We start from the raw sequence: 21677 nt of genomic DNA, 5'->3' as shown, positions 1-21677 counted from the left end.
ATCGGGGGAAGGTGCAGGCGTGATCGGCTGGATGGAAGCCGTGGTGCTGGGATTGCTGCAGGGGCTGACGGAGTTCCTGCCGATCTCCTCCAGCGCCCACATCCGCGTCGCCTCGGCGTTCTTCGGCTGGAAGGACCCCGGTGCCGCGTTCACCGCCGTCATCCAGCTCGGCACGGAAGCGGCGGTCCTGATCTACTTCAGGAAGGACATCTGGGAGATCACCTCCACCTGGACCCGCTCCCTGTGGACCCCCGCCCTGCGCTCCCACATCGCCGCCCGCATGGGCTGGTACGTGATCCTCGGCAGCATCCCCATCGCCCTGCTCGGCCTGCTGCTCAAGGACCAGATCGAGGGCGTCTTCCGCGACCTGCGGCTGGTCGGCACCACGCTCATCCTGTTCGGTCTCGTCCTGTGGTTCGCCGACCGCACCGCGCGCAACAAGCTCACGCTCGCCAAGCACCTCAACGTGCCGCACTCCGTGGTGTACGGGTTCGCCCAGGCGGCGGCCCTCATCCCCGGCGTCTCCCGCTCGGGCGGCACCATCACGGCCGGCCTCCTGCTCGACTACCGGCGCGAGGAGGCCGCCCGCTACTCGTTCCTGCTGGCCATCCCGGCCGTCCTGGCCTCGGGCCTGTACGAGCTGTCGGAGATCGGCGGCGCCGAGACCCCGGCCTGGGGGCCCACGATCCTGGCCACGGTGATCTCCTTCATCGTGGGCTACGCCGCCGTGGCCTGGTTCCTGCGCTACATCAGCACCCACAGCTTCACCGGCTTCGTCGTCTACCGGCTCGCCCTGGGCTTCCTCGTCATCCTCGCGGTGACACTCGGCTGGATCCCCGCCCTGGGCTGACGGTTTCCGCGCCAAGGTCGTCGTATGCCGTACTTGGCACTTCTCTCACCTTGGTCGGCAATTCCTCCGTCCTCCTCGCGGTTGCGCTGGGCTGGATTCCTGCCACGGGCTGACGTCGGGCGCGTAGTCCACTCGGAAGACCCCAGGCTCGATCTCCTCGGAGACCACGCTGAGGAACTCCGCCATGCCGGGTGGCCAGACGGTGCGTTCGTCCCACCGAACGCCGTGGATCGCGGTCAGCGACGTGAGCTTGACGTCCGACAGATCCGCTCCGGCGACGTCAATCGGGGCGGAACAGTCCACCACATCGGCCATGTCGGCGGTGAGGTCACCGGCTGCGGTCAGGGCCCGCGACACCTCGATGATCAGTTCGGGCAGCGGGACGTCGTCCTCCTCCTCCTCCTTCGGATAGCGATGGAAGAGCGCGACGGCCAGGGCACGGGCCAGGGCCACGTTGAGCGCGCGCAGGAGGTCGGATGTCCTGCCGAGATCGCCCGCGGTGGCAAGTGCGCGCCCGACGGCCCGCCGCAACTCGTCCGTACGCTCATTCGGCCGCGACAGGGCGAGACGCTCCGCGCAGGATGCGGCACGGGTGAGCGCCAGCTCCACCTCGCGCAGCTGGAGACGTGCCTGGAAGAGGCTGACCGCCGGCGGATGGGGAGCGGGGAACATGGTCGTCATCGCCGCGAGATGCGACTCCACGTCCGTGTGCGCCCGGGCGTACGCCTCGAGCCCGGCGTCACACCGGGCGAGCAGTTGGTCGAGCTCGTCCTCGGTGAAACTGTCGGACATCTCATCACTCACCTGACTGTCCTTTCCGGTACGAGCTCAGGCCCCGGCTCAGAGCGAGGCGCGCCCTCTTCACGATGTCGCGGGCCTGCTGCTCGGAAACGCCGAGCTCGGGCGCGATGAACGCGTACGGCAGGCCGTCCAGCCGGTAGTGCATCGCCTGGCGCTGGTCGGGCGGCAGCTCCAGCAGCGCCCTGATCAGGTCGACGCGCAGGCCGACTAGATCGGCGGGATCGTCACTGTACGACGCGGACTCGGGCGGGACGGCGAACGGCATCGCCCGCACCTGTCTGCGAGACTCGCCGGGCGGCCGGTTCCACGCCCGTTCGGCCACCTTCCGCACCCAGCCACGCGGATGTTCGACCTGGAACCAGATGTCGGGCCTGGTGGTGAACAGGTTCCAGGCCGCGAGGAAAGCCTCCTGCGCGGCGTCCTGGCTGTCCTGGAGGGATGCTCCTCTCCGCATCATGTCGCTGACCACGGAGGGAAGCTCGTTCCTGCACCAGTCCACGAAATCGGCACGCTCGGCCAGCAGACGGGTACCGGTGGCCGTGATGGGAGGCTTGCTTCGGACCTCTGGGCGTGGCGGGGAAGTGTCATCACCCATCGGAGCTCCATCACCGAATCCCGATTCCTGCATCGCGTTCCCTTCTCAGTGAGATGTCACGGCGTGACAGAGAACAGTGGCGAAACGCGAACATGATCGGGAGCGACGGCTCCAGAGACCGGAGGGGCGGAAGTTCCTAGTGATGCCAGAAAAGCCACCCCCAAGGGGAGATTCCGCTACCTGACCGGGACCGGCCGGGCCACCGCGGGGCGGTAGGTCGCGAGGGTGAAGAGCACCGTCGCCAGGCCGAGGCCGGTGGCCAGGGCGATCACGCCTGCTCGCCCGTACGCGTCGAGCACCAGCCCGCCGGCGACGCCCGCCAGCACGAGCCCCGTGTACTGGGCCGACGACAGCAGGCCGAGCCCGACCGGCACGTTGCCCGGCAGCGCCGCGACCACGCGATACTGCTGCGCGGGCGCCACCAGCCAGCCCAGGGCGCCCCACAGGAACGCCCAGACCAGGGCGACGGGCAGGGCCAGGTTGGCGACCGGGATCAGGGCCATGAGCAGCGTGGACGCCGCCAGCCCGCCCAGCACCATGCGGCGCGGCCCGTACGCGTCGGTGAGCCGGCCGCCGAGCTGGTTGCCCACGATGGCGCCCACGCCCCACGCCCACAGCACGGCGGGCAGCGGCAGGTCGAAGAGCGAGCCGATGTAGGTGTAGGCGGCGAAGGCCGAGGCGAACATCAGCAGCTGCGTCGCCAGCACCGCGAGCACGCCCCGGTCGGCCAGCGGCGCGAACCGCTCGCCCAGCCTGCCGGAGACCGCGATCCGCACGTCGGGCACCAGGGCCGCGATCCCGGCGAAGCCGAGCACCGCCAGCCCCGCCACCAGCCAGATGGTGGCCCGCCACCCGTACGCCGCGCCCATCCACGTGCCGAGCGGCACGCCGATGGCGGTGGCCACGCTCAGCCCGCCCATCACCAGCGCCAGCGCCCGCCCCCGATGCTCGGGACCGGCCAGCGCGGCCGCCACCCCCGACGCGGTCGGCGTGAACATCGCGGCCCCGGCGGCGGCGAGCACCCGCGTGGCCACCACCAGCGGGTAACCGGGCACCACGGCGGTCAGCACGTTGCCCAGCACGAACACGCCCAGCCCGAGCAGCAGCAGCGTCCGCCGCGGCATCGCCGCCGTCACGGCGGCGAGCAAGGGCGACAACACGGCGTACGCCAGCGCGAACACGGTCATCAGCTGGCCGGCGGCGGCCACGGACACGTCCAGGTCGGCGGCGATCGGGGTGAGCAGGCCCGCGGTGACGAACATGCCGGTGCCGACGGCGAAGTTCCCGGCGGCGAGGGGGTAGAGCCGGCGATTCACTGGTCCTCCGATGGATCAATTGGATGCCCATCAAACTGACGCACTGTTGGATCGTTGTCAAACAATAAAACCCGGTATCTTGGGGGGCATGCGCGCCCTGCCCCATCCGGCCACCGATGACATCGAGCTCACCGAGGTGCTGCGAGCGCTGTCCGACCCCGTACGCCTGGAGGCCGTCGCCCGCCTGGCCGCGGAGGGCGAGATGACCTGCGGCGACGTGGGCCGCAACCTGGGCGTGCACAAGTCCACCGCCTCCCACCACTTCCGCGCGCTGCGCGAGGCCGGCGTGGTCATGACCAAGCAGGACGGCAGGCAGAAGCTCATGAGCCTGCGCCGCGACGACCTCGACGCCCGCTTCCCCGGCCTGCTCGACTCGGTGCTCTCCGCCGCCCATGCCACCGTCTGAGACGCCGTCTGACACGCTGCCGATTCGGCGTGTGCTGCCGGATCTGCTCGCCGCGCTGGACGCGCACGGCAGTGCCGTGCTGACCGCTCCGCCCGGTACGGGCAAGACGACGGTCGTGCCGCTCGCCCTGGCGGAGGCGGGCATGCGGGTGGTGGTGGCCGAGCCCAGGCGGCTGGCGGTGCGCGCGGCGGCCCGGCGGATGGGCGTCAGCTACGCGATCCGGGGCGAGCGCCACACCGGCGCCAACCCGATGGTGGAGGTCGTCACCACCGGCGTGCTCCTGCAACGGCTCCAGCGCGACCAGGAGCTGACCGGGGTGGACACCGTCATGCTGGACGAATGCCACGAACGCCACCTGGACGCCGACACGGCGCTGGCGTTCCTGCTGGACGTCCGCGAGACGCTCCGGCCCGGTCTGCGGCTGATCGCCGCCTCCGCCACCGCCGACGCCGCCCCCTGGGCCCGGCTGCTCGGCGGGCCGGTGGTGGCCGCGTCCGCCGTCACGCACCCGGTCGACGTCGTGTGGGCGCCGCCTCCGCGCCCGGTCGCCCCGCCGCACGGACTGCGCGTCGACCCCGCCCTGCTGTCGCACGTCGCCGGGGTCGTCCGGCGGGCGCTCGCCGAACGGGACGGCGACGTGCTCTGCTTCCTGCCCGGCGTCGGCGAGATCGCCCGGGTGGCGGCGATGCTCGACGGCGTCGAGGTGCTCCAGGTGCACGGCCAGGCCCCGGCCCGGGTCCAGGACGCGGTGCTCTCCCCCGGCGCGTCCCGGCGCGTGGTGCTGGCCACCTCGGTCGCCGAGTCCAGCCTGACCGTGCCCGGCGTGCGGGTCGTGGTCGACTCCGGTCTGGCCCGCGAGCCGCGCACCGACCACGCCCGCGGTCTCGGCTCCCTCACCACGGTGCGGGTCTCCAGGTCCTCGGCCGGCCAGCGCGCGGGCCGCGCCGGGCGTGAGGCGCCCGGCGCCGTCTACCGCTGCTGGTCCGCCGCCGACCACGACCGCCTGCCCGACCAGCCGAGCCCGGAGATCGCCCTCGCCGACCTGACGTCGTTCGCCCTCCAGGCGGCCTGCTGGGGCTCCCCCGACGGCTCCGGCCTGGCCCTTCTCGACCCACCCCCGCCCGCCGCCCTCGCCGCCGCACTCACCACCCTGCACACCCTGGGCGCCGTCCAACCCACCCCGGCCCGTACAACCACCCCAACCGGGGGAAACAGCACACCCCAAAGGGACGCGTGGGCGCAGAAAACCGCCACCCAGAGAGACAACGCACCCCAAAGGGACGCGACGCGGGCGACGCCCTCTGTCCCCCAGGGAGACGACGCGCCTCCAACGGACGCGTCGACGCAGAGGACCTCCCCCGCCACCCAGGATGACAACGCGCCTCGAACGGACACGCCAGCACAAGGAACCGCCCAGAGAGACAGCACATCTCGAAGGAACGCGGCGCAGGCGACGTCCCCCGTCCACCAGGGAGACGGCGCGCCTGGAAAGGACGCGGTGCAGAGGACCTCCCCCGGTGGGGCGGTCATGTCCGTGCGGGTGACGGAGCGGGGGCGGCGGATGGCGTTGGCGGGGGTGCATCCCCGGCTGGCACGGGCTCTGCTCGACGTGGGTCCCGAGGCCGCCGAGGTGATCGCGCTGTTGTCGGAGCAGCTTCCGCGCGACGCGGGCGACGACCTGGTGGAGGTCTGGCGTGCGGCCCGTCGTGGGCGTGACGCCTTCACGGCTCGCTGGCGGGCCGAGACGCGGCGCCTCTCCCGTACTGCGGGCCACCGGACCCGGGAAAGGGACGCCACCCCCGACCGGTCCTCTCCGGACGGCAGGGGAAGGGCCCGCGCGGAGGGCCAGACGACCACAGAACCCACCAAGAACGACGCACCCGCCCCGAAAACCCAGGACGAGGTCGCCGGGCTGGCCGTGGCGCTGGCGTTTCCCGAGAGGGTGGCACGGCGGCGAGGGGGCGGGTACCTCATGGCGTCCGGCACGGAAGCCCAGCTCGCGGAGGGCTCAAAACTGGCGTCGGCGCAGTGGCTGGCCGTCGCGGTGGCCGACCGCCCGACCGGGTCGGCGTCGGCGAGGATCCGCCAGGCGGTGGTGATCGACGAGGAGATCGCCAGGCAGGCGTACCCGGTGACGGTCGAGGAGGAGGTCGCCTGGAAAGCGCCGCCCGGATCGAAGCGGGGTGACGTGACGGCGCGGCTGGTCGAGCGGCTGGGCGCCGTCGAGTTGTCCGCCACGCCGCTGCCGGACGCCGACGTGCGCGACGCGCTCCTGTACGGGCTCCGTACCGAAGAGGTGCTGACCTGGACGAAGGAGGCACGTGCGGTCAGGGACCGGCTGGCGTTCTGCCACCGCGCGGCGGGCGAGCCGTGGCCTGACGTGAGCGATTTGGTCGCCCTGGCCGACCGGTGGCTGGAGCCTGAGCTGTCCCGCGCCCGCCGCCGCGCCGACCTGGAACGGATCGACGTGGCCGCGGCGCTGCGCCGCCTGGTGCCGTGGAGCGAGCGGCTGGAGGCGGTGGCGCCGGAGCGGGTCGAGGTGCCCACCGGTTCGCGGGTCAGGATCGACTACTCGGGCGAGCAGCCGGTGCTGGCGGTGAAGCTGCAGGAGCTGTTCGGCTGGCAGGAGGCGCCCCTGATCGCGGGCGTGCCGCTGCTGATCCACCTGCTCTCGCCCGCGGGCCGCCCCGTGGCGGTCACGGCGGACCTGGCGTCGTTCTGGCGTGACGCCTACCGGTCCGTACGCGCCGAGATGCGCGGCCGCTACCCGAAGCACCCCTGGCCCGAGGACCCCCTGACGGCCACCCCCACGAGGAGGACCCGATGACCGCCACCCAGGGCGCCAGATGATCGAGGAAGCGGCGCTGAACAACGCCGCCTGGTGCGATGCCCTGTGTCGCGCGCACGGCCTCCCCGGCGCCTTCACCCCACGGGCCTGGACGAATCCGCGCCGCACCCCGCCCTACTATCCCGACGCCGTCACCCTCTCCCCCGAGGCGACGGACGCCGACATCCTCCCCTTCATCGACGACACCCCCAGCGCCTCCGTCAAGGACAGCTTCGCCGCACTCACCCTGCCCGGCTTCGAGCTGCTCTTCGAAGCCACCTGGCTCCACACCAGGCCGGATGCTCATCAGGGAGCCGCACGCGACATCCGATGGCGCGTGGTACGGGACGCGGAGACGCTGCGCGCCTGGGAGGAGGCGTGGGGCGGCCAGGGCGGCCTGTTCACCGCCGCCCTGCTCGGCGACCTGTCCGTCAAGCTCCTGTGGGCGGAGGAAGGGACGGCGTCCGGGTTCGTGCTCAACGAGACGCCGGGCGGCAGGACCGTGGGCGTGTCCAACGTGTTCGGCGACGACGCCTGGCCGCACGTCAGGACCCAGGCCGCCGCGCTCTTCCCCGGCCGCGACCTGGTCGGCTACGAGATCGACCCGGCACCGGCCGCCGAGCACGGCTTCACCCCGCTCGGCCCACTGCGGGTGTGGCTGAAAAACTAGAGGAGCACCCACGGCGTAGGGGAAACCCCCGCCTCCGAGCCGACGGGGGAAGGTTCGCCACCACACCTGCGCGGCGTGGGGAACTCTGGTGCATCGCCGAAACCCGGGAGATTCGCCACCACGCCTGCGCGGCGTAGGGAAACCCGGCGAGCCAGTTTCACGAACCCGTGGGAAGGTTCGCCACCACCTCGTCGAAGGTCGTCGCCTCGGCGATCTCCGCCGACCCCACGCCGACGTCCTTGAACCCGCTGGACGTGCCCACGCACACCACAGGCCCGTCGAACGAGGTCCCCAGCTTCCGGTAGCCCGCCAGCCCGGCCGCGCCGGACAGCTCCTGCCAGAGCCCTTCCCGCCCGAGGTCGCGCTGGGCCGCGCGCAGTTCCTCGTCGGTGACCAGGACCGTGCCGCCGCCGCTGTCGGTGACCGCGCGCACGCCCCGGTGACCGCCCGCGGGGCAGGCGATCCCGTACGCGTCCGTCGGACCGACCTCGACGATCGCGGCCGGGGCGCCCGTGGCGACGGCCCGCGCGTGCGGGCCGCCGGCGGCGGGCTCGCAGGAGAACATCCGGGGCGCGGTCCCCGCGACCCCGAGCCGTCGCAGCTCGGCGAAGCCCTTCCACACCCCGTACAGCAGCTCGGCGTAACCGGTCGGCGCGAAGACCGCCGCGGGCGCCCGGCCGAGCTGGACGAAGAGCTCGTACGCGATGGTCTTGTAGCCCTCGGGCCCGTACGGGTGGCCGGTGTGGGTGACGGTCTGGTTGCTGACCGGGTGGTAGCCGAGCCGGTCCACGATCTCCGTCATCAGCGGCCAGCGCCGCTCGACCGGCACGCTGAACACCGCCGCCCCGTACGCGCGGACGAAGGACTGCACGGCGGGCGGCGAGCCGGCGGAGGCGAGCACGATCGCGGGCAGCCCGGCGCGGGCGGCGTAGGCGGCGGCCGAGGCGCCGTGGTTGCCGGAGGAGGCGACGACGACGCCGGGCGCGCCTTCGGCGAGCGCGGCGCTGACGGTGACGCGGTTGAGCCGGTCCTTGTGCGACCAGGTCGGGTTGCGCGACTCGTCCTTGACAAGCACGCCGCACGCCTCCAGCAGCGGGGTGCCGCCCTCGCCGAGGGTGGGCGCGGACAGCGGCGGCAGCAGCGGCGCCCACCGCGCGATGTCGGGGCCGGGCGGCTGGTCGAACAGGCCGGCGGGCACCCGGTCGTAGGCGTAGTCGACCTCGACGGGATAGGCGATCCGGCCGGTGCTGGTGCGGGGGCAGCCGCGGGTGAGCGGCGGCCGGAGCGGATAGGCGATCGCGGGGTCTCCGAGCGAGCGCTGGCCGGTGGCGAGCGAGACGTGATCCTGATGCACGCGCATGAGCTTAGTGAGATAGCATAGTGATATCACTTCGATAGCAAGGAGACGCCATGGAGCGACGTGCGTTCAGGATCAACGGGTTCGTGGTGCTGCTCGTCCTGCTGGTGCTGGGCGGCGCGGTGCTGTTCGGCCTGGGGTCGCCGGTGCTGCTGATCGTGCTCGGCTCGATCTGGGGCGTGCTGGTGCTGGTGACCGCCAGCGGCTTCACGATCGTCAACCCGAACGAGGCCAAGGTCGTGCAGTTCCTCGGCCGCTACGTCGGCTCGGTGTCCGACGCCGGGTTCCAGTGGGTGCTGCCGCTCACCACCAAGCGCAAGGTCACCCTGCGGGTGCGCAACTTCGAGACGGCCAAGCTGAAGGTGAACGACGCCGACGGCAGCCCGGTCGAGATCGCCGCGGTCGTGGTCTACAAGGTGGTCGACAGCGCCAAGGCCGTGTTCTCTGTCGACGACTACGAGGAGTACGTCGCGATCCAGTCGGAGGCGGCGGTCCGCCACCTGGCGACCACGCACCCCTACGACTCCCACGACCCCGCGCGCACCAGCCTGCGCGACGGCGCCGAGGTGGCCACCGAGCTGACCACCGAGCTGCGCGACCGCACCGACTTGGCGGGGATCGAGATCCTGGAGGCCCGCATCACCCACCTCGCCTACGCCCCCGAGATCGCCCAGGCCATGCTGGTCCGCCAGCAGGCCGGCCAGGTGGTGGCGGCGCGCACGCGGATCGTCGAGGGCGCGGTCGGCATGGTCCAGCTCGCGCTCGACCGGCTCTCCTCGGAGGGCGTGGTCGACCTCGACGAGGAGCGGCGGGCGCAGATGGTGTCCAACCTTCTGGTCGTCCTGTGCGGCGACCGGGCGACCCAGCCGGTGGTGAACGCCGGCAGCTTGTATGCCTGAGCGGAAGAAGCTCCTGCTGCGCCTCGACCCGGCCGTCTACGACGCGATCGCGAAATGGGCGGCCGACGACCTCCGCAGCGTCAACGCGCAGATCGAGTACGCGTTGCGGCTCGCGCTCAAACAGGCGGGCAGGGAGCAGAAGCCGCGAAAAGAGCCTCGCGCAGAAGAGTAGAAACCTGCACACTCTATGCATGTCGTGGGCAGGCAGGTCCGCCACGGAGATCGCGGCGGCCGTACGTCAGGGCAAGGTAGCGGCTGCGGCGGTGGCCGAGGATCATCTGCGCGCCATCGCCGAGCGCGACCCGCGGGTGGGCGCGTTCCGCGCGGTGCGCGAGCGCGCGCTCAAGGAGGCGGAGGACGTCCAGGACCGGCGCGACCTGTCGGAGCTCCCGCTGGCCGGGGTCCCCGTCGCGGTCAAGGACAACCTGGAGGTCGCCGGCGAGCCGATGCGGGCCGGCTCGGCGGCCACGTCCGCCGAGCCGAAGACGGCCGACCACGAGACGGTCGCGCGGCTGCGGGCGGCGGGCGCGGTGGTGATCGGGCTGACGAACGTGCCCGAGCTGACGCTGGTGGGTTTCGGCGACAGCGTGTACGGCACCGTACGCAATCCGTGGGACACCGCGCGCACGGCGGGCGGGTCGTCGTCCGGCAGCGCCGCCGCCGTGGCGGCGGGCATGGTGCCGCTCGCGCTCGGCAACGACGGCATGGGCTCGCTGCGCATCCCGGCGGCGTGCTGCGGGGTGCCGGCGCTCAAGCCGGGCACCGGCCTGGTCCCGGCCCCGACGGACGACTGGCGGGGACTGTCGGAGAACGGGCCGATCGCCGCGAACATCCCCGACCTGGCGCTGATGCTGTCCGTGCTGGCCGCGGACCCGTCGCTGGCCGAGGCGTGGCGATCCGGCCGGCGCACCGAGCCGAGCCGGCCGCCGCTCCGCTCGGTGTGGGCGGACGACGAGGCGGTGTGGGAGCCGCCGCCGCCGAAGAACGGGCCGGAGCCGTTCGACCTGCGGGTGGCGTACGCGCCGCAGCCGTTACCGGTGGGGGCGCCGATGGACGGCGAGTTCCGGTCGGCGGTGCGCGGGGCCGCGGAGACGCTGCGGCAGGCCGGCCACACGGTGGTCGAGCGGACGAACCGGTTCCCCGCCTGGCTCGCCACCGCCACGATGGCCGCCTGGCTGGCCAGGGCCGCCGAGTCCGCCGCCCCGCACGACCCGCACGCGCTGGAGCGCCGCAGCCGCGCCATGGCCAGGGCCGGGCGGGTACTCAACCGCCTGGGCGCGAACGGCGACCGGGGCCGCGACCGGTGGCGCGGCTACGGCGCCGACCAGTGGTTCGGCGACGCCGACGTGCTCGTCACGCCCGCGCTGGCCGCGATCCCGCCGAAGGCCGAGCGGTGGGGCGAGCGCGGCTTCGTCCGCAACGCCCTGGTCAACGTCAGGTACGCGTCCGCGACCGGCGCGTGGAACATGTGCGGCTGGCCCGCGATGGCGGTGCCCGTCGCCACCCACTCCAGCGGGCTGCCGATCGCCGTGCAGCTCATCGCCCCGCCGGGCGGCGAACCCCACCTGCTCGGCCTGGCGGCCCAGCTACAGACCGCCCACCCGCCGATCCGGCCGCCGGGTTTCTCCAGCTGAGCGGCCGCCACCGGGCGGCACGCCGAAGCGGGACAGGACCTTCGTCCCGTCCGTCACGATGATCTTCACGCTGTCCTGACCGTGGGAGAGGACGAGCTCGTCGTCCCCGTCGCCGTCGAAGTCGCCCGCGGTCCGCGGCCCGGCCGGGCTCACGCCGTCGAGCGCGCCGCCGGGGCGCAGGCCGTCAGGGGCACCGCGGAAGACCAGGACCGGCTGACGCGGGCCGTACTCGTGGCCGCCGCCGAAGGCGAGGTCGTCGCGGGCGTCGCCGTCGAAGTCACCGGCGGCCATCGTGCCCGCGGTGCCGGTGAACGTCCAGGTGCGGCCGTTCCCGTAGTAGACGGTCAGCGCGTGGTGGACGGAGGGCGGCTCGGTCTCGTAGCCGGGCTCGTTGTTGCGGCTCCCGTTGTCGCCCACGGCGACGTCCCTGGTGCCGTCGCCGTCGAAGTCGCCGAACGCGGCGGACGACCCGTCGTTGAGTTTGTGTCCCGCCTTGTCCAGGCCGCCGGGCCCGGCGCGGAGCAGCCAGGAGGCGGTCTGCTCGCCGTCGTCGGGCTCGTGCACGATCAGCCCTGTCGCGCGCCGGCCCTCGATCCTGTCGACGGTCAGCCGCCGGAACTCGTCGCCGGACGGCGACGCCTGGACGGTCTGGCGGGCCGGTGTCCCGTCACGGCGGAAGGGACCGTACAGGACGACCAGGTCGGAGTGGAAGAAGCTGCCCTCGGGCGTGCTCGGCATCGCCAGGTCGGCGGCGCCGTCGCCGTCGAAGTCACCGGCGACGGCGGCGTCGGCCACGACGTCCGTCTCCGCCCGCAGCCGAACCGGCTCCTTCCCCGGCGCGAGGCCGTGCGGCCCCCACAGGACGCACGGGCGGCTCCCGTCCTCGCCCTCCCGCGCGGTGCCGAGGATGTCGCCGAAGCCGTCGCCGTCGAAGTCGGCCGCCCAGTTGGCCTGGTCGAGCCGCATGAAGCAGGACGTCTTGGACGTGGCGCCGGTCTGCCTTCCCGGGTCCAGACCGCGCGGCGAGCCGTGGACGACCGTGCGGAACGGCAGGCCGTCGCGGGTGCGGGCCTCGACGACCAGGTCGGCGCGGCCGTCGTCGTCGGCGTCGTCGGCGTGCCGGCCCCGCTTGCCGGCCCGGGGCTTGACGCTCGGGAGCGCAGTGGGGGTCGAGGCCGCGGAGGTGGAGGCCGCAGGAGTGGAGGGCACGGCGGCCGACGGGACCGGCGTGCGGGACACGGGGCGGGGTTCGCCGCCGCATCCCGCGAGCAGGAGGCCCAGCGCCAGCCAGATCGTCATCCGTCTCGGCACGGCACCGACCCTAGCCCTCTCAGACCCCCATCGGGTGCCAGACCGTCTTGGTCTCCAGGAACGCGGTCATGCGTCCCAGGCCGGGGTCGCCGGACCAGTCGTCGCCGGCCGGGCCGAGCACCCGCTTGAGGTTCTCGGCCGCGTCCTGCTCGCACCGCAGCGCCAGGTCGGCGTCGGTCACCCCGGTCAGGTCGAGGGCGTTGACGTCCATGTGCGCGGCCAGCCAGGGGGCCAGCTCCGCCTGGTGACCGGTGAGGATGTTGACCACCCCGCCCGGCAGGTCGGACGTGGCCAGGACCTCGGCCAGGGTGATCGCCGGGAGCGGGGTCCGCTCGGCGGCGACCACCACGCACGTGTTGCCGGTGACGATCACCGGGGCCACCACCGAGACCAGCCCGAGCAGCGGGTCGGCGGGCGCCACCACGGCGACCACCCCGGTGGGCTCGGGCGTGGACAGGTTGAAGTACGGACCCGCCACCGGGTTGGCGGTGCCGTGCACGGACGTGATCTTGTCGGACCAGCCCGCGTACCAGACCAGCCGGTCGATCGCCGCGTCCACCGACTCCAGCGCGGCCTTCTTGCCCAGGCCGAGCTCGTCGGCGAACTGGGCGCGGCGGCCCTCCAGCATCTCGGCGATCCGGTAGAGGATCTGGCCGCGGTTGTAGGCGGTCGCGCCGGACCAGCCGGGGAACGCCTTGCGGGCGGCCGACACCGCGTCGCGCGCGTCCTTGCGCGAGGCCCTGGACGCGTTGGCGAGGAAGTCACCCTTCGGCGAGGTCACGGGATAGGACCTCCCACTCTCCGAGCGCGGGAACGCCCCGCCGATGAACAGCTTGTAGGTCTTCCTGACGGCCAGCCTACTCATCGCCGCGCCCCCTCCACGTGATCTCCTGGGCTGTCTCGACCGGCACGAACACCTGGCCGCACCGGCTCACGCCGCAGCGGTGGGCGTACCAGCCGGTGCGGACGGGACGGCCGGAACGGGCGAAGGCGTGGCCGCGGGTGGCTTGGGCGCGCGTCCGGCGCCGACGGCCGCGGCGGTGGTCACACGTCAAGGTAGGCCTCCAGACCGCGGAGCCCGCCCTCGCGCCCGTACCCCGACTCCTTGTAGCCGCCGAACGGCGAGGCCGGGTCGAACCGGTTGAACGTGTTGGCCCACACCACGCCGGCCCTGAGCTTGTCGGCCATCCAGAGGATGCGCGAGCCCTTCTCCGTCCAGATGCCCGCCGACAGGCCGTACGGGGTGTTGTTGGCCTTCTCGACGGCCTCGGCGGGGGTGCGGAAGGTGAGGATCGACAGCACCGGGCCGAAGATCTCCTCCCGGGCGATCCGGTGGGACTGCGCCACCCCGGTGAACAGGGTGGGCGGGAACCAGTAGCCGCGCCCGGGCAGCTCGCAGGCGGGCGACCAGCGCTCGGCGCCCTCCGACTCGCCGGCCTCCGAGAGCTGCCGGATCTTGGCGAGCTGCTCGGCCGAGTTGATCGCGCCGATGTCGGTGTTCTTGTCGAGCGGATCGCCCAGCCGCAGCGTGGCCAGCCTGCGTTTGAGCGCCGCCAGCAGCTCCTCCTGGATCGACTCCTGCACCAGCAGCCGCGAGCCCGCGCAGCACACGTGGCCCTGGTTGAAGAAGATGCCGTTGACGATGCCCTCGACCGCCTGGTCGAGCGCGGCGTCCTCGAACACGATGTTGGCGGCCTTGCCGCCCAGCTCCAGCGTGAGCTTCTTGCCGGAGCCGGCGACCGTGCGGGCGATGAGGCGGCCGACGTCGGTGGAGCCGGTGAAGGCCACCTTGTTCACGTCGGGGTGCGCGACCACGGCCGCGCCGGTCTCGCCCGCGCCGGTGACGATGTTGACCACGCCCGGCGGCAGCTCGGCCTGCTGGCAGATCTCCGCGATCAGCAGCGCGGTCAGCGGCGTGGTCTCGGCGGGCTTGAGCACCACCGTGTTGCCGCACGCCAGCGCGGGCGCGATCTTCCAGGCGAGCATGAGCAGCGGGAAGTTCCACGGGATGACCTGGCCGGCCACGCCCAGCGGCCGCGGGTCGGGCCCGAACCCGGCGTGGGAAAGCTTGTCGGCCCACCCCGCGTAGTAGAAGAAGTGGGCGGCGACCAGCGGCACGTCGACGTCGCGCGACTCGCGGATCGGCTTGCCGTTGTCGAGCGACTCCAGCACGGCCAGCTCCCTGGCGCGCTCCTGGATGATGCGGGCGATCCTGAACAGATACTTGGCCCGCTCGCTGCCGGGCAGCCCGCTCCAGGCGTCGAACGCCTTGCGCGCGGCCTGGACGGCGCGGTCGACGTCGTCGGAGGACGCGGTGGCGACCTCGGCGAGCGTCTCCTCGGTGGCGGGGTTGACGGTCTTGAACGACGGTCCGGAGCCGTCGGTGAACTCGCCGCCGATGAACAGGCCGTAGGACGGCTTGATGTCGACGACGTCGCGTGACTCGGGCGCGGGGGCGTACTCGAACATCGACATCGCCATCAGTCCAGGGTGAAGTAGTCGGGGCCCGCGTAGCGGCCGGTGGCGAGCTTCTGACGCTGCATCAGCAGGTCGTTCAGCAGGGATGACGCGCCCAGGCGGAACCAGTCGGGGCTCAGCCAGTCGTCGCCCGCGGTCTCGTTGACCAGGACGAGGTTCTTGATCGCGTCCTTGGTGGTGCGGATGCCGCCGGCGGGCTTGACGCCGACCTGCCGCCCGGTGGCGTCGCGGAAGTCGCGCACCGCCTCCAGCATGATCAGCGTGACGGGGAGCGTCGCCGCAGGGGACACCTTGCCGGTGGACGTCTTGATGAAGTCGCCCCCGGCCAGCATCGCGAGCCAGGAGGCGCGGCGTACGTTGTCGTAGGTCGCCAGCTCGCCCGTCTCCAGGATCACCTTCAGATGGGCGTCGCCGCAGGCGGCCTTCACCGCGGCGATCTCCTCGTACACCTTCAGGTGGTCGCCGGCGAGGAACGCGCCGCGGTCGATCACCATGTCGATCTCGTCGGCGCCGGCGGCGACGGCGAGCTTCGTCTCGCTCACCTTCACCTCCAGCGAGGAGCGGCCGCTGGGGAACGCGGTGGCCACCGAGGCCACCTTCACCCCCGAGCCGGCCAGCGCCCCGGCGGCGACGTGCACCAGGTCGGGGTAGACACAGACGGCGGCCACCCGGGGCGCCCCCTCGCCGGGGTGTCGAGCCTTGGCGCAGAGCGCGCGCACCTTGCCCGGGGTGTCGGCGCCTTCGAGGGTGGTGAGGTCCACCATGGAGATCGCCAGGTCGATGGCCTGGGCCTTGGCCGTGGTCTTGATGGAACGGGTGCCGAGCATCGCCGCCCGCTGGTCAGCGCCGACCCGGTCGACGCCGGGCAGGCCGTGCAGGAATGCTCGCAGGGTGGCCCCGGAAGAGGCGACGTCCGCGAGCGAGGTCGTCACAATTGACACCCTCACAGCATCGCCGACCGGTGTCCCTACGTCCAAACCGGAGTTGGGGCGTGCCCTAGGTATACGCGGGCGGCCGGAGATAAGGCATCCACCCGATGTGCGGGGGCGGGCCTTAGGACGAATCTTGAAGGTGTCGAGAAGAAGCGCCTTCAAGGAGTACGAGTGATGAGTCCCGAGATCGAGTACCAGCTGATGAAGAGCCACGCGAACGAGCTGCACGAGGCCGCGGCCCGCCACCGCCGGGTGCGCGAGGCCACGAAGGGGAACAAGGCCGAGCGCCGCTCGGTCTTCGGCAAGCGCCGTTCGTCATGACCATCGCACGAGAGCCCGGCCGCACCCTCCCTCGCGGCCGGGCCTCTCAACCCCCTTAATTGCGTCGATTGCATCGGATATGGCGTGACATGCTGGATGACATGCTTGGACGCTCGGTGAGCCCCGTTTTCGTCGGGCGGCAGGAGCAGCTGACCGCCCTGGCCGACGCCTTCGCCGAGGCCAGAGCGGGCAACGCCACGGCGGTGCTGCTCGGCGGCGAGGCCGGGGTCGGCAAGACCAGGCTCGTCCAGTGCTTCGCCGAGCAGGTGGCCCGCGACGGCGCGCGGGTGCTGGGCGGCGGCTGCGTGGAGCTGTCCACCGAGGGCCTGGCGTACGCGCCCTTCACCGCCGTGCTCAGGCAGCTCGTCCGGGAGCACGGCACCGGCGGGATCGCCGCCCTGCTTCCCGACGGCGCCGAACGCGACCTGGCGCGGCTGCTCCCCGAGTTCGGCGAGCCGAGCGGCGACGGCGAGACCGAGACCGGCCGGGCCAGGCTGTTCGAGCAGATCCTCACGCTGCTGGAACGGCTCGCCGACGACACCCCCACCGTCCTGATCGTCGAGGACATCCACTGGGCCGACCGGTCCAGCCGCGACCTGATCGCCTTCCTCAGCCGCAACCTGCGGGTCCCGCAGGTGCTGCTGGTCATGACGTACCGCTCCGACGACCTGCACCGCCAGCATCCGCTCCGGCCCGTGCTGGCCGAGCTGGGCCGGGTCAACGGCGTGCTCAGGCTCGACCTGCCCCGGCTGTCGCGCGAGGAGGTCGCCCAGCAGATGGCCGGCATCCTCGGCAGCGCCCCCGACTACACCGACGTGGAGAAGGTCTACGAGCGCAGCGAGGGCATCCCGCTGTTCGTCGAGGCCATGCTGGAGAGCGGCGAGGACCTCGCGTTCCCCGAGTCGATGCAGGACCTGATACTCAACGCGGTCGAGCGGCTGCCCGAGGAGACCCAGCGGGTGCTGCGCGTCGCCGCCGCCGGCGGCACGCGCGTCGGCCACGCCCTGCTGTCGGCCGTGAGCGGCCTGTCCGAGCTGGAGCTGGAGGCCGCGCTGCGGCCCGCCATCGCCGGCAACGTGCTGCAGATCTCCGACAACCGCGCCTACGTCTTCCGCCACTCGCTGATCCGCGAGGCCGTGCACGAGGAGCTGCTGCCCGGGGAGCACCAGCGCCTGCACGCCCGCTACGCCGAGGAGATCTCCAAGAACCACCGGCTGGTCCCGCCCGGCCGCGCCCACGTCGAGCTGGCCCACCACTGGTACGGGGCGCGCGACGACGTGCACGCGCTGACGGCCGCCTGGAACGCCGCCAGGAAGTCGTTCAAGGCCTTCGCCTACACCGAGGCGGTGCCGCTGCTCGAACGCGTGCTCATGCTCTGGGACCGGGTGCCCGGCGCGGCGGAGCGGATCGGCGCCGACCACACCGCCGTGCTGGAGAAGGCGGCCGCCGCCGCGCAGGCGGGCGGCGAGGTGGACCGGGCCGTCAAGTTCGTCAAGGCAGCGCTGTCGGAGCTGGACGAGGCCCGCGAGCCGCACCGCGTGGCCGGGCTCATCGTCCGCTGGAGCAACCTGAAGATCGCCAAGGGCCAGATGGGCGTGGTGGACGACCTGCGCCACGCGCTCAAGCTGGTGCCGGAGCCGGGCGAGGCCAGGGCCGAGGTGCTGGTGCGGATGAGCCAGCACCTCATGCTGCGCGGCGAGGCCGCCGAAGGCGAGATGTACGTGGAGGAAGGGCTGCGGCTGGCCCGGGAGCTGGGCGACCGGTGCCTGGAGGCCGACCTGCTGCTCAACCTGGCGCTCGGCCACTCGATCGCGGGGAACATCGAGGCCACGATCGCCACCAACCAGCGGGCGCTCGACCTCGGCAGGCAGGAGAACTCCGGCCGCGTCATCACCCGGGCGATCGGCAACATGATCGACTCGCTGCCCGACACCGGCCGCTGGGAAGAGGCGCTGAGGCTCTCCGACGAGGGCTGGCGGGAGGCCAAGAGGTTCGGCAGGCTGCGCGCCAGCGGCCTGTTCGTGCTCAACAACAAGGCCGAGGCGCTGGAGAACATCGGCCGCTGGGACGAGGCCGTCGAGACGGTCGAGCGGGCGCTCAGCTTCGGGCCGTCCCTGCGCACCCGTCACCACCTCCTGCGGGTGCGCGCCGACATCGCGCTCGCGCGGGGCGAGGTGGAGCTGGTGGAGAACATCCTGTCGGAGATCGGCGTGCTCAAGGAGCGCCCGGAGGACTTCGTCCAGGACATCACCAACAGCGCCCGGCTGCACATCGGCTGGCACATGCTGCGAGGCGAGCCCGGCTACGCGCTGGCGGTGGCCGAGCGGATGCTGGCCAGGCCCGCGCAGTCCAGCAAGGCCATGCTCGGCTGGCGGCTGCTCGCCCTCCTGCGCACCGTCTGCGACGCGGCCGAGGACGTCGACCCCGACCGGGTCCGCGCGGTGCGCGAGCAGGCCGCCGACGTGGCCGCGCACCTGTCGGTGACGAGCCCGGTCGCCGAGGCCTACCGGCTGACGTACTCGGGCGACTTCGACGCCGCGGCCGCCGCGTGGGAACGGCTCAACCGGCCGCACAACCAGGCCAGGGCCCTGCTGCGGGCGGCCACCGTGGCGGCGCGCGCGGGCGACAGGGACGGCGCCGCGGCCCGGCTGGCGACGGCGCTCCCCCGGGCCACCGCGCTGGGCGCGGCCCCGCTCGTGGCTGAGATCGAGGCGCTCTCGCGCCGCGTCGGCGGCGCCCAGCGCCCGCAGGAGCCGTCGGAGCTGCTCACCCCGCGCGAGCTGGAGGTGCTCCGCCTGGTCGCGCTGGGCCGGACGAACAGGGACATCGCCAAGGAGCTGTTCATCTCCGCCAAGACGGTCAGCGTGCACGTCTCCAACATCCTGGCCAAGCTCTGCGTCACCACCCGGGGTGAGGCGGCCGCCGCCGCGCACCGACTTTCTCTGCTTTCACGGTAGTTGTAGCCACCTCGTTACCGTTAGTCAGCTTCGTATGTGGTTGGGTAGTCATCTGACTTGATCACGAGGTGAAGTGGAGCGAGGCTTGTCAAGGTTCGGCTGGTGTCACCCGGCGTTCGCGCCCGTGATGGGCACGATGGTCGCGATGCTGTGTCACGTCGCGGGACTCGTCGGCGCGCTGCTGAAGTCGGTGGGCGCCACCACGGTCCCGGCGGCGGCGGAGCTGGTGGTCACGCTCATCATCGCGGTGTTCCTGACCACCGTGCTCCGCATCGCCAGGGTCGTGCCGGACATCCGCCGGGAGAGCGCCGCGACCGCCCGCGCGGTCACCTCCGTGCAGGCGGTCCATCCGGGCGACGACACCCTCGTGGCGCGGCGGCTCAAGCTGTTCAGGGAGGCCGCCGAGGCGGGGAACGACGCCGAGGCGGTGCTCGGCGCCCGCTCCGCGCTCGACGAGAGCGAGATGGCCAACAAGCACCACCTCGACCACGCGCTGATCTGGGCGCTGCCGGTGTTCGGGTTCATCGGCACCGCGCTGACCATGGCCGCCATGGTCACCGCGTTCGGCGACGCGCTCGACCGCCAGGGCGACGCCGCCGCCCTGATGGCCGCGCTCAAGCAGCACGTGCTGCCCGAGCTGGCGTCCGCGTTCGGCGTCACCCTGATCGCGCTGTTCCTGAGCGTGCTCGCGTTCGGCGCGATGGCGCTCGCCGAGCGGGCCGAGCGGGCGAACGTGGCCGCCGCCGACGAGTTGTTCCTGCTCCACCTGGCTCGCCTGCCCGCCAAGCGGACCGCCCCCGCGCTGAACGGGCTGGCCCAGGAGCTGGCCCAGTCCAGGGGCAGGACGGAAGAGCTGATCAAGGGCCTGGACGCGCTGCGCACCGCCGTGGAAACGCTGGCCGAGTCCGGCGCCCGCCCGCAGCGCTACACGCTGGTGAGGGAGCAGTGAGGAGGCGGCCCGCCCGGTCCTTCGCGCCGCCGCTCGACCTGCGGTTCATCGACCTGTTCATGGCCATCGTGCTGGTGCTGGCGTTCATCGCGATCATGCTGACCGTGGTGGCCAGAATGCTTCCGTCGGACACCACCCCGCAGCCCCGCCAGCAGGTGGTCGCCGAGTTGAAGGAGCAGCGCGACGCCGCCGTGGCCGCGCAGCGCCGGGCCGAGGCCGAGCTGCGCGCCACGCGGGCGGCGATCGCCGAGCGGGCCACGTTCGCCCTGCCGTGGTGGCTGATCGGGTTCTGCGCCCTGCTCGGCGTGCTCGTGGTCTACCTGGAGTGGCGGATCCGGCTGTGGCGGCGGGGCGACCTGCCGCGCCTGCGCACCTGGCTGCTGGTCACCGCGGTGGTGGCCGTGGTCACCTGGGCGCTGCGCACGCGCAGCGACAGCGACGGCTACCTGCTGCTCGCCGAGATCCCCTGGTGGGCGGCCGAGGCGCTCTGCCTCGGCCTGCTGCTCGTCGCGTACGTGCTGATCTCCGACATCAGGGCCGGCCGCCGGACGCTCGGCGCGATGAGGTCACGCTAGAGGAAGGCGCCGACCAGCATCACGACACCGAAGATCGCGAAGGCGGCTGCGGCGCCGTAGCGGACGGCCTTCTCCGGAAGGTTCCTGCCCAGCATGCGGCCCACCACGATGGCCAGCGCGTCGGCGGCCACCATGCCGACCGTGGAGCCGATCCAGGTGCCGACCCAGCCGTACTGGGTGGCCAGCGTGATCGTGGCGAGCATCGTCTTGTCGCCCAGCTCGCTGAGGAAGAACGCCACCGTCACCGCGATCAGCGCGCTGCGGGTGGCCCGCTGGGCCTTGCGCGACTCCTCCTCGGTCAGCTCGTCGCCGCGCAGCGTCCAGGCGGCGAAGCCGATGAAGGCCAGGCCCGCCACGATCGAGATGGCGGTGGTGGGCAGCGCGTCGCCGATGAGCCCGCCGATGGCCACGCTGCCCAGGTGGACGACGGTGGTGGCGACCGTGATGCCGGTCAGCACCACCCAGGCCTTGTAGCGGGTGGCGAACGTCATGGCCATGAGCTGGCTCTTGTCGCCGAGCTCGGCGAGGAAGATCGCGCCCAGGCTGATCCAGAAAGCTTCCACGGTCCCTCTCTCGTGCGGCCGGACCGTGGGCATCGCACCCGGGGAGAATTTCGGGCACGGCTTCGGCCCGGCAGCGATTCGTACACGACTGCCAGGCCGAAGGTCTCGTCCGCCCGTGAGGCCCGCGCGACCGGGCGCGCGCACGCGCGCGCCAGTATGTCGATCTACGCGATTGGGACTACTCCCCTTCGGTGTTTCGACTTACCTTAACAGCGGCCCGCGCGCGGGCATTCCCC

General features: G+C 72.5%; 20 protein-coding genes. 11 read left to right on the top strand and 9 right to left on the bottom strand.

Going from position 1 to position 21677, the window contains the following annotated elements; genetic code table 11:
- Nucleotides 1-19: 19 nt before the first annotated feature.
- The gene (locus ACIBF7_RS41310) at nucleotides 20-850 is read left to right on the top strand and encodes an undecaprenyl-diphosphate phosphatase (RefSeq protein WP_397199571.1); all 831 of its coding nucleotides are present in this window, start codon (nucleotides 20-22) and stop codon (nucleotides 848-850) included.
- 45 nt (nucleotides 851-895) lie between these two features.
- Here ACIBF7_RS41310 and ACIBF7_RS41305 read toward each other — a convergent pair whose 3' ends face one another.
- From ACIBF7_RS41305 to ACIBF7_RS41295, 3 genes are all read right to left on the bottom strand, one after another.
- Nucleotides 896-1654 carry a hypothetical protein gene (locus tag ACIBF7_RS41305; protein WP_397199570.1) on the bottom strand — a complete coding sequence of 253 codons (759 nt, stop codon included), beginning with the start codon at nucleotides 1652-1654 and terminating at the stop codon, nucleotides 896-898.
- Entirely contained in the window at nucleotides 1647-2120 is a 474-nt protein-coding gene (locus tag ACIBF7_RS41300; RefSeq protein WP_397199569.1) for an RNA polymerase sigma factor, read from the bottom strand. The genes ACIBF7_RS41305 and ACIBF7_RS41300 overlap by 8 nt, the downstream gene beginning before the upstream one ends.
- A 302-nt stretch (nucleotides 2121-2422) precedes the next feature.
- A complete protein-coding gene (locus ACIBF7_RS41295) occupies nucleotides 2423-3562 on the bottom strand; it encodes an MFS transporter (RefSeq protein ID WP_397199568.1) in 1140 nt (379 codons plus the stop codon).
- An 88-nt stretch (nucleotides 3563-3650) separates the two neighbouring features.
- Between ACIBF7_RS41295 and ACIBF7_RS41290 the strand changes: the two genes are divergently transcribed.
- From ACIBF7_RS41290 to ACIBF7_RS41280, 3 genes are read left to right on the top strand one after another with little or no spacing between them, the layout of a single operon-like run.
- Complete coding sequence (locus ACIBF7_RS41290) at nucleotides 3651-3968, top strand: helix-turn-helix transcriptional regulator (RefSeq protein ID WP_148036564.1); 318 nt, start codon at nucleotides 3651-3653, stop codon at nucleotides 3966-3968.
- Nucleotides 3969-3999: 31 nt separating this feature from the next.
- The gene (locus ACIBF7_RS41285) at nucleotides 4000-6795 is read left to right on the top strand and encodes an ATP-dependent RNA helicase (RefSeq protein WP_397199567.1); all 2796 of its coding nucleotides are present in this window, start codon (nucleotides 4000-4002) and stop codon (nucleotides 6793-6795) included.
- Nucleotides 6796-6814: 19 nt separating this feature from the next.
- Nucleotides 6815-7465, top strand: a complete 651-nt coding sequence (locus tag ACIBF7_RS41280) for a hypothetical protein (protein ID WP_397199566.1) — start codon at nucleotides 6815-6817, stop codon at nucleotides 7463-7465.
- A 157-nt stretch (nucleotides 7466-7622) separates the two neighbouring features.
- On the opposite strand, the gene ACIBF7_RS41275 is transcribed toward ACIBF7_RS41280, so the two are convergent.
- The gene (locus ACIBF7_RS41275; protein WP_397199565.1) at nucleotides 7623-8819 is read right to left on the bottom strand and encodes a pyridoxal-phosphate dependent enzyme; all 1197 of its coding nucleotides are present in this window, start codon (nucleotides 8817-8819) and stop codon (nucleotides 7623-7625) included.
- Nucleotides 8820-8875: 56 nt separating this feature from the next.
- Here ACIBF7_RS41275 and ACIBF7_RS41270 point away from each other — a divergent pair, with 56 nt between their 5' ends.
- From ACIBF7_RS41270 to ACIBF7_RS41260, 3 genes are read left to right on the top strand one after another with little or no spacing between them, the layout of a single operon-like run.
- Complete coding sequence (locus tag ACIBF7_RS41270) at nucleotides 8876-9721, top strand: SPFH domain-containing protein (protein WP_148036560.1); 846 nt, start codon at nucleotides 8876-8878, stop codon at nucleotides 9719-9721.
- On the top strand, nucleotides 9714-9893 hold the full coding sequence (locus ACIBF7_RS41265; protein ID WP_148036559.1) for a hypothetical protein: 180 nt from the start codon (nucleotides 9714-9716) through the stop codon (nucleotides 9891-9893). Before ACIBF7_RS41270 ends, ACIBF7_RS41265 begins: the two co-directional genes overlap by 8 nt.
- A 19-nt stretch (nucleotides 9894-9912) precedes the next feature.
- Nucleotides 9913-11355 carry an amidase gene (locus ACIBF7_RS41260; protein WP_397199564.1) on the top strand — a complete coding sequence of 481 codons (1443 nt, stop codon included), beginning with the start codon at nucleotides 9913-9915 and terminating at the stop codon, nucleotides 11353-11355.
- Here the strand turns inward: ACIBF7_RS41260 and ACIBF7_RS41255 are convergent.
- The 4 genes from ACIBF7_RS41255 to deoC all read right to left on the bottom strand — a co-directional run bounded on the left by ACIBF7_RS41255 (nucleotide 11308) and on the right by deoC (nucleotide 16076).
- Entirely contained in the window at nucleotides 11308-12666 is a 1359-nt protein-coding gene (locus tag ACIBF7_RS41255) for an FG-GAP repeat domain-containing protein (RefSeq protein ID WP_397199563.1), read from the bottom strand. The two genes, ACIBF7_RS41260 and ACIBF7_RS41255, sit on opposite strands and share 48 nt — an antisense overlap.
- Before the next feature lie 19 nt (nucleotides 12667-12685).
- Nucleotides 12686-13531 carry an aldehyde dehydrogenase gene (locus tag ACIBF7_RS41250; protein ID WP_148036556.1) on the bottom strand — a complete coding sequence of 282 codons (846 nt, stop codon included), beginning with the start codon at nucleotides 13529-13531 and terminating at the stop codon, nucleotides 12686-12688.
- A gap of 179 nt (nucleotides 13532-13710) precedes the next feature.
- Nucleotides 13711-15141 carry an aldehyde dehydrogenase family protein gene (locus ACIBF7_RS41245; protein ID WP_372452479.1) on the bottom strand — a complete coding sequence of 477 codons (1431 nt, stop codon included), beginning with the start codon at nucleotides 15139-15141 and terminating at the stop codon, nucleotides 13711-13713.
- Between the two features lie 5 nt (nucleotides 15142-15146).
- Complete coding sequence (gene deoC / locus ACIBF7_RS41240; protein WP_148036554.1) at nucleotides 15147-16076, bottom strand: deoxyribose-phosphate aldolase; 930 nt, start codon at nucleotides 16074-16076, stop codon at nucleotides 15147-15149.
- A 174-nt stretch (nucleotides 16077-16250) separates the two neighbouring features.
- Here deoC and ACIBF7_RS41235 point away from each other — a divergent pair, with 174 nt between their 5' ends.
- The 4 genes from ACIBF7_RS41235 (at nucleotide 16251) to ACIBF7_RS41220 (ending at nucleotide 20878) form a co-directional block, all read left to right on the top strand.
- A complete protein-coding gene (locus ACIBF7_RS41235; RefSeq protein ID WP_219546921.1) occupies nucleotides 16251-16397 on the top strand; it encodes a hypothetical protein in 147 nt (48 codons plus the stop codon).
- Nucleotides 16398-16498: 101 nt separating this feature from the next.
- On the top strand, nucleotides 16499-19354 hold the full coding sequence (locus ACIBF7_RS41230) for an AAA family ATPase (RefSeq protein WP_397199562.1): 2856 nt from the start codon (nucleotides 16499-16501) through the stop codon (nucleotides 19352-19354).
- 85 nt (nucleotides 19355-19439) lie between these two features.
- Nucleotides 19440-20303 (top strand): hypothetical protein, encoded by an 864-nt coding sequence (locus ACIBF7_RS41225; protein WP_397199561.1) that lies wholly within the window; start codon nucleotides 19440-19442, stop codon nucleotides 20301-20303.
- Entirely contained in the window at nucleotides 20300-20878 is a 579-nt protein-coding gene (locus ACIBF7_RS41220; RefSeq protein ID WP_148036551.1) for a hypothetical protein, read from the top strand. The genes ACIBF7_RS41225 and ACIBF7_RS41220 overlap by 4 nt, the downstream gene beginning before the upstream one ends.
- Here the strand turns inward: ACIBF7_RS41220 and ACIBF7_RS41215 are convergent.
- Nucleotides 20875-21441 (bottom strand): TMEM165/GDT1 family protein, encoded by a 567-nt coding sequence (locus tag ACIBF7_RS41215; RefSeq protein ID WP_397199560.1) that lies wholly within the window; start codon nucleotides 21439-21441, stop codon nucleotides 20875-20877. The two genes, ACIBF7_RS41220 and ACIBF7_RS41215, sit on opposite strands and share 4 nt — an antisense overlap.
- Between the last annotated feature and the right edge of the window lie 236 nt (nucleotides 21442-21677).

The sequence above is a fragment of the Nonomuraea sp. NPDC050478 genome (genome assembly GCF_044458265.1).
GTDB classification, from domain to species: Bacteria; Actinomycetota; Actinomycetes; order Streptosporangiales; family Streptosporangiaceae; genus Nonomuraea; species Nonomuraea ferruginea.
This window is presented reverse-complemented; position numbering and strand designations above follow the sequence as displayed.

What these genes read in the sequence shown, in the direction of transcription:
- ACIBF7_RS41290 (WP_148036564.1), top strand. Translation starts at nt 3,651, where the DNA reads ATGCGCGCCCTGCCCCATCCGGCCACCGATGACATCGAGCTCACCGAG.
- ACIBF7_RS41280 (WP_397199566.1), top strand. Translation starts at nt 6,815, where the DNA reads ATGATCGAGGAAGCGGCGCTGAACAACGCCGCCTGGTGCGATGCCCTG.
- ACIBF7_RS41270 (WP_148036560.1), top strand. Translation starts at nt 8,876, where the DNA reads ATGGAGCGACGTGCGTTCAGGATCAACGGGTTCGTGGTGCTGCTCGTC.
- ACIBF7_RS41265 (WP_148036559.1), top strand. Translation starts at nt 9,714, where the DNA reads ATGCCTGAGCGGAAGAAGCTCCTGCTGCGCCTCGACCCGGCCGTCTAC.
- ACIBF7_RS41260 (WP_397199564.1), top strand. Translation starts at nt 9,913, where the DNA reads ATGTCGTGGGCAGGCAGGTCCGCCACGGAGATCGCGGCGGCCGTACGT.
- ACIBF7_RS41250 (WP_148036556.1), bottom strand. Translation starts at nt 13,531, where the DNA reads ATGAGTAGGCTGGCCGTCAGGAAGACCTACAAGCTGTTCATCGGCGGG.
- ACIBF7_RS41245 (WP_372452479.1), bottom strand. Translation starts at nt 15,141, where the DNA reads ATGTCGATGTTCGAGTACGCCCCCGCGCCCGAGTCACGCGACGTCGTC.
- ACIBF7_RS41235 (WP_219546921.1), top strand. Translation starts at nt 16,251, where the DNA reads ATGAGTCCCGAGATCGAGTACCAGCTGATGAAGAGCCACGCGAACGAG.
- ACIBF7_RS41230 (WP_397199562.1), top strand. Translation starts at nt 16,499, where the DNA reads ATGCTTGGACGCTCGGTGAGCCCCGTTTTCGTCGGGCGGCAGGAGCAG.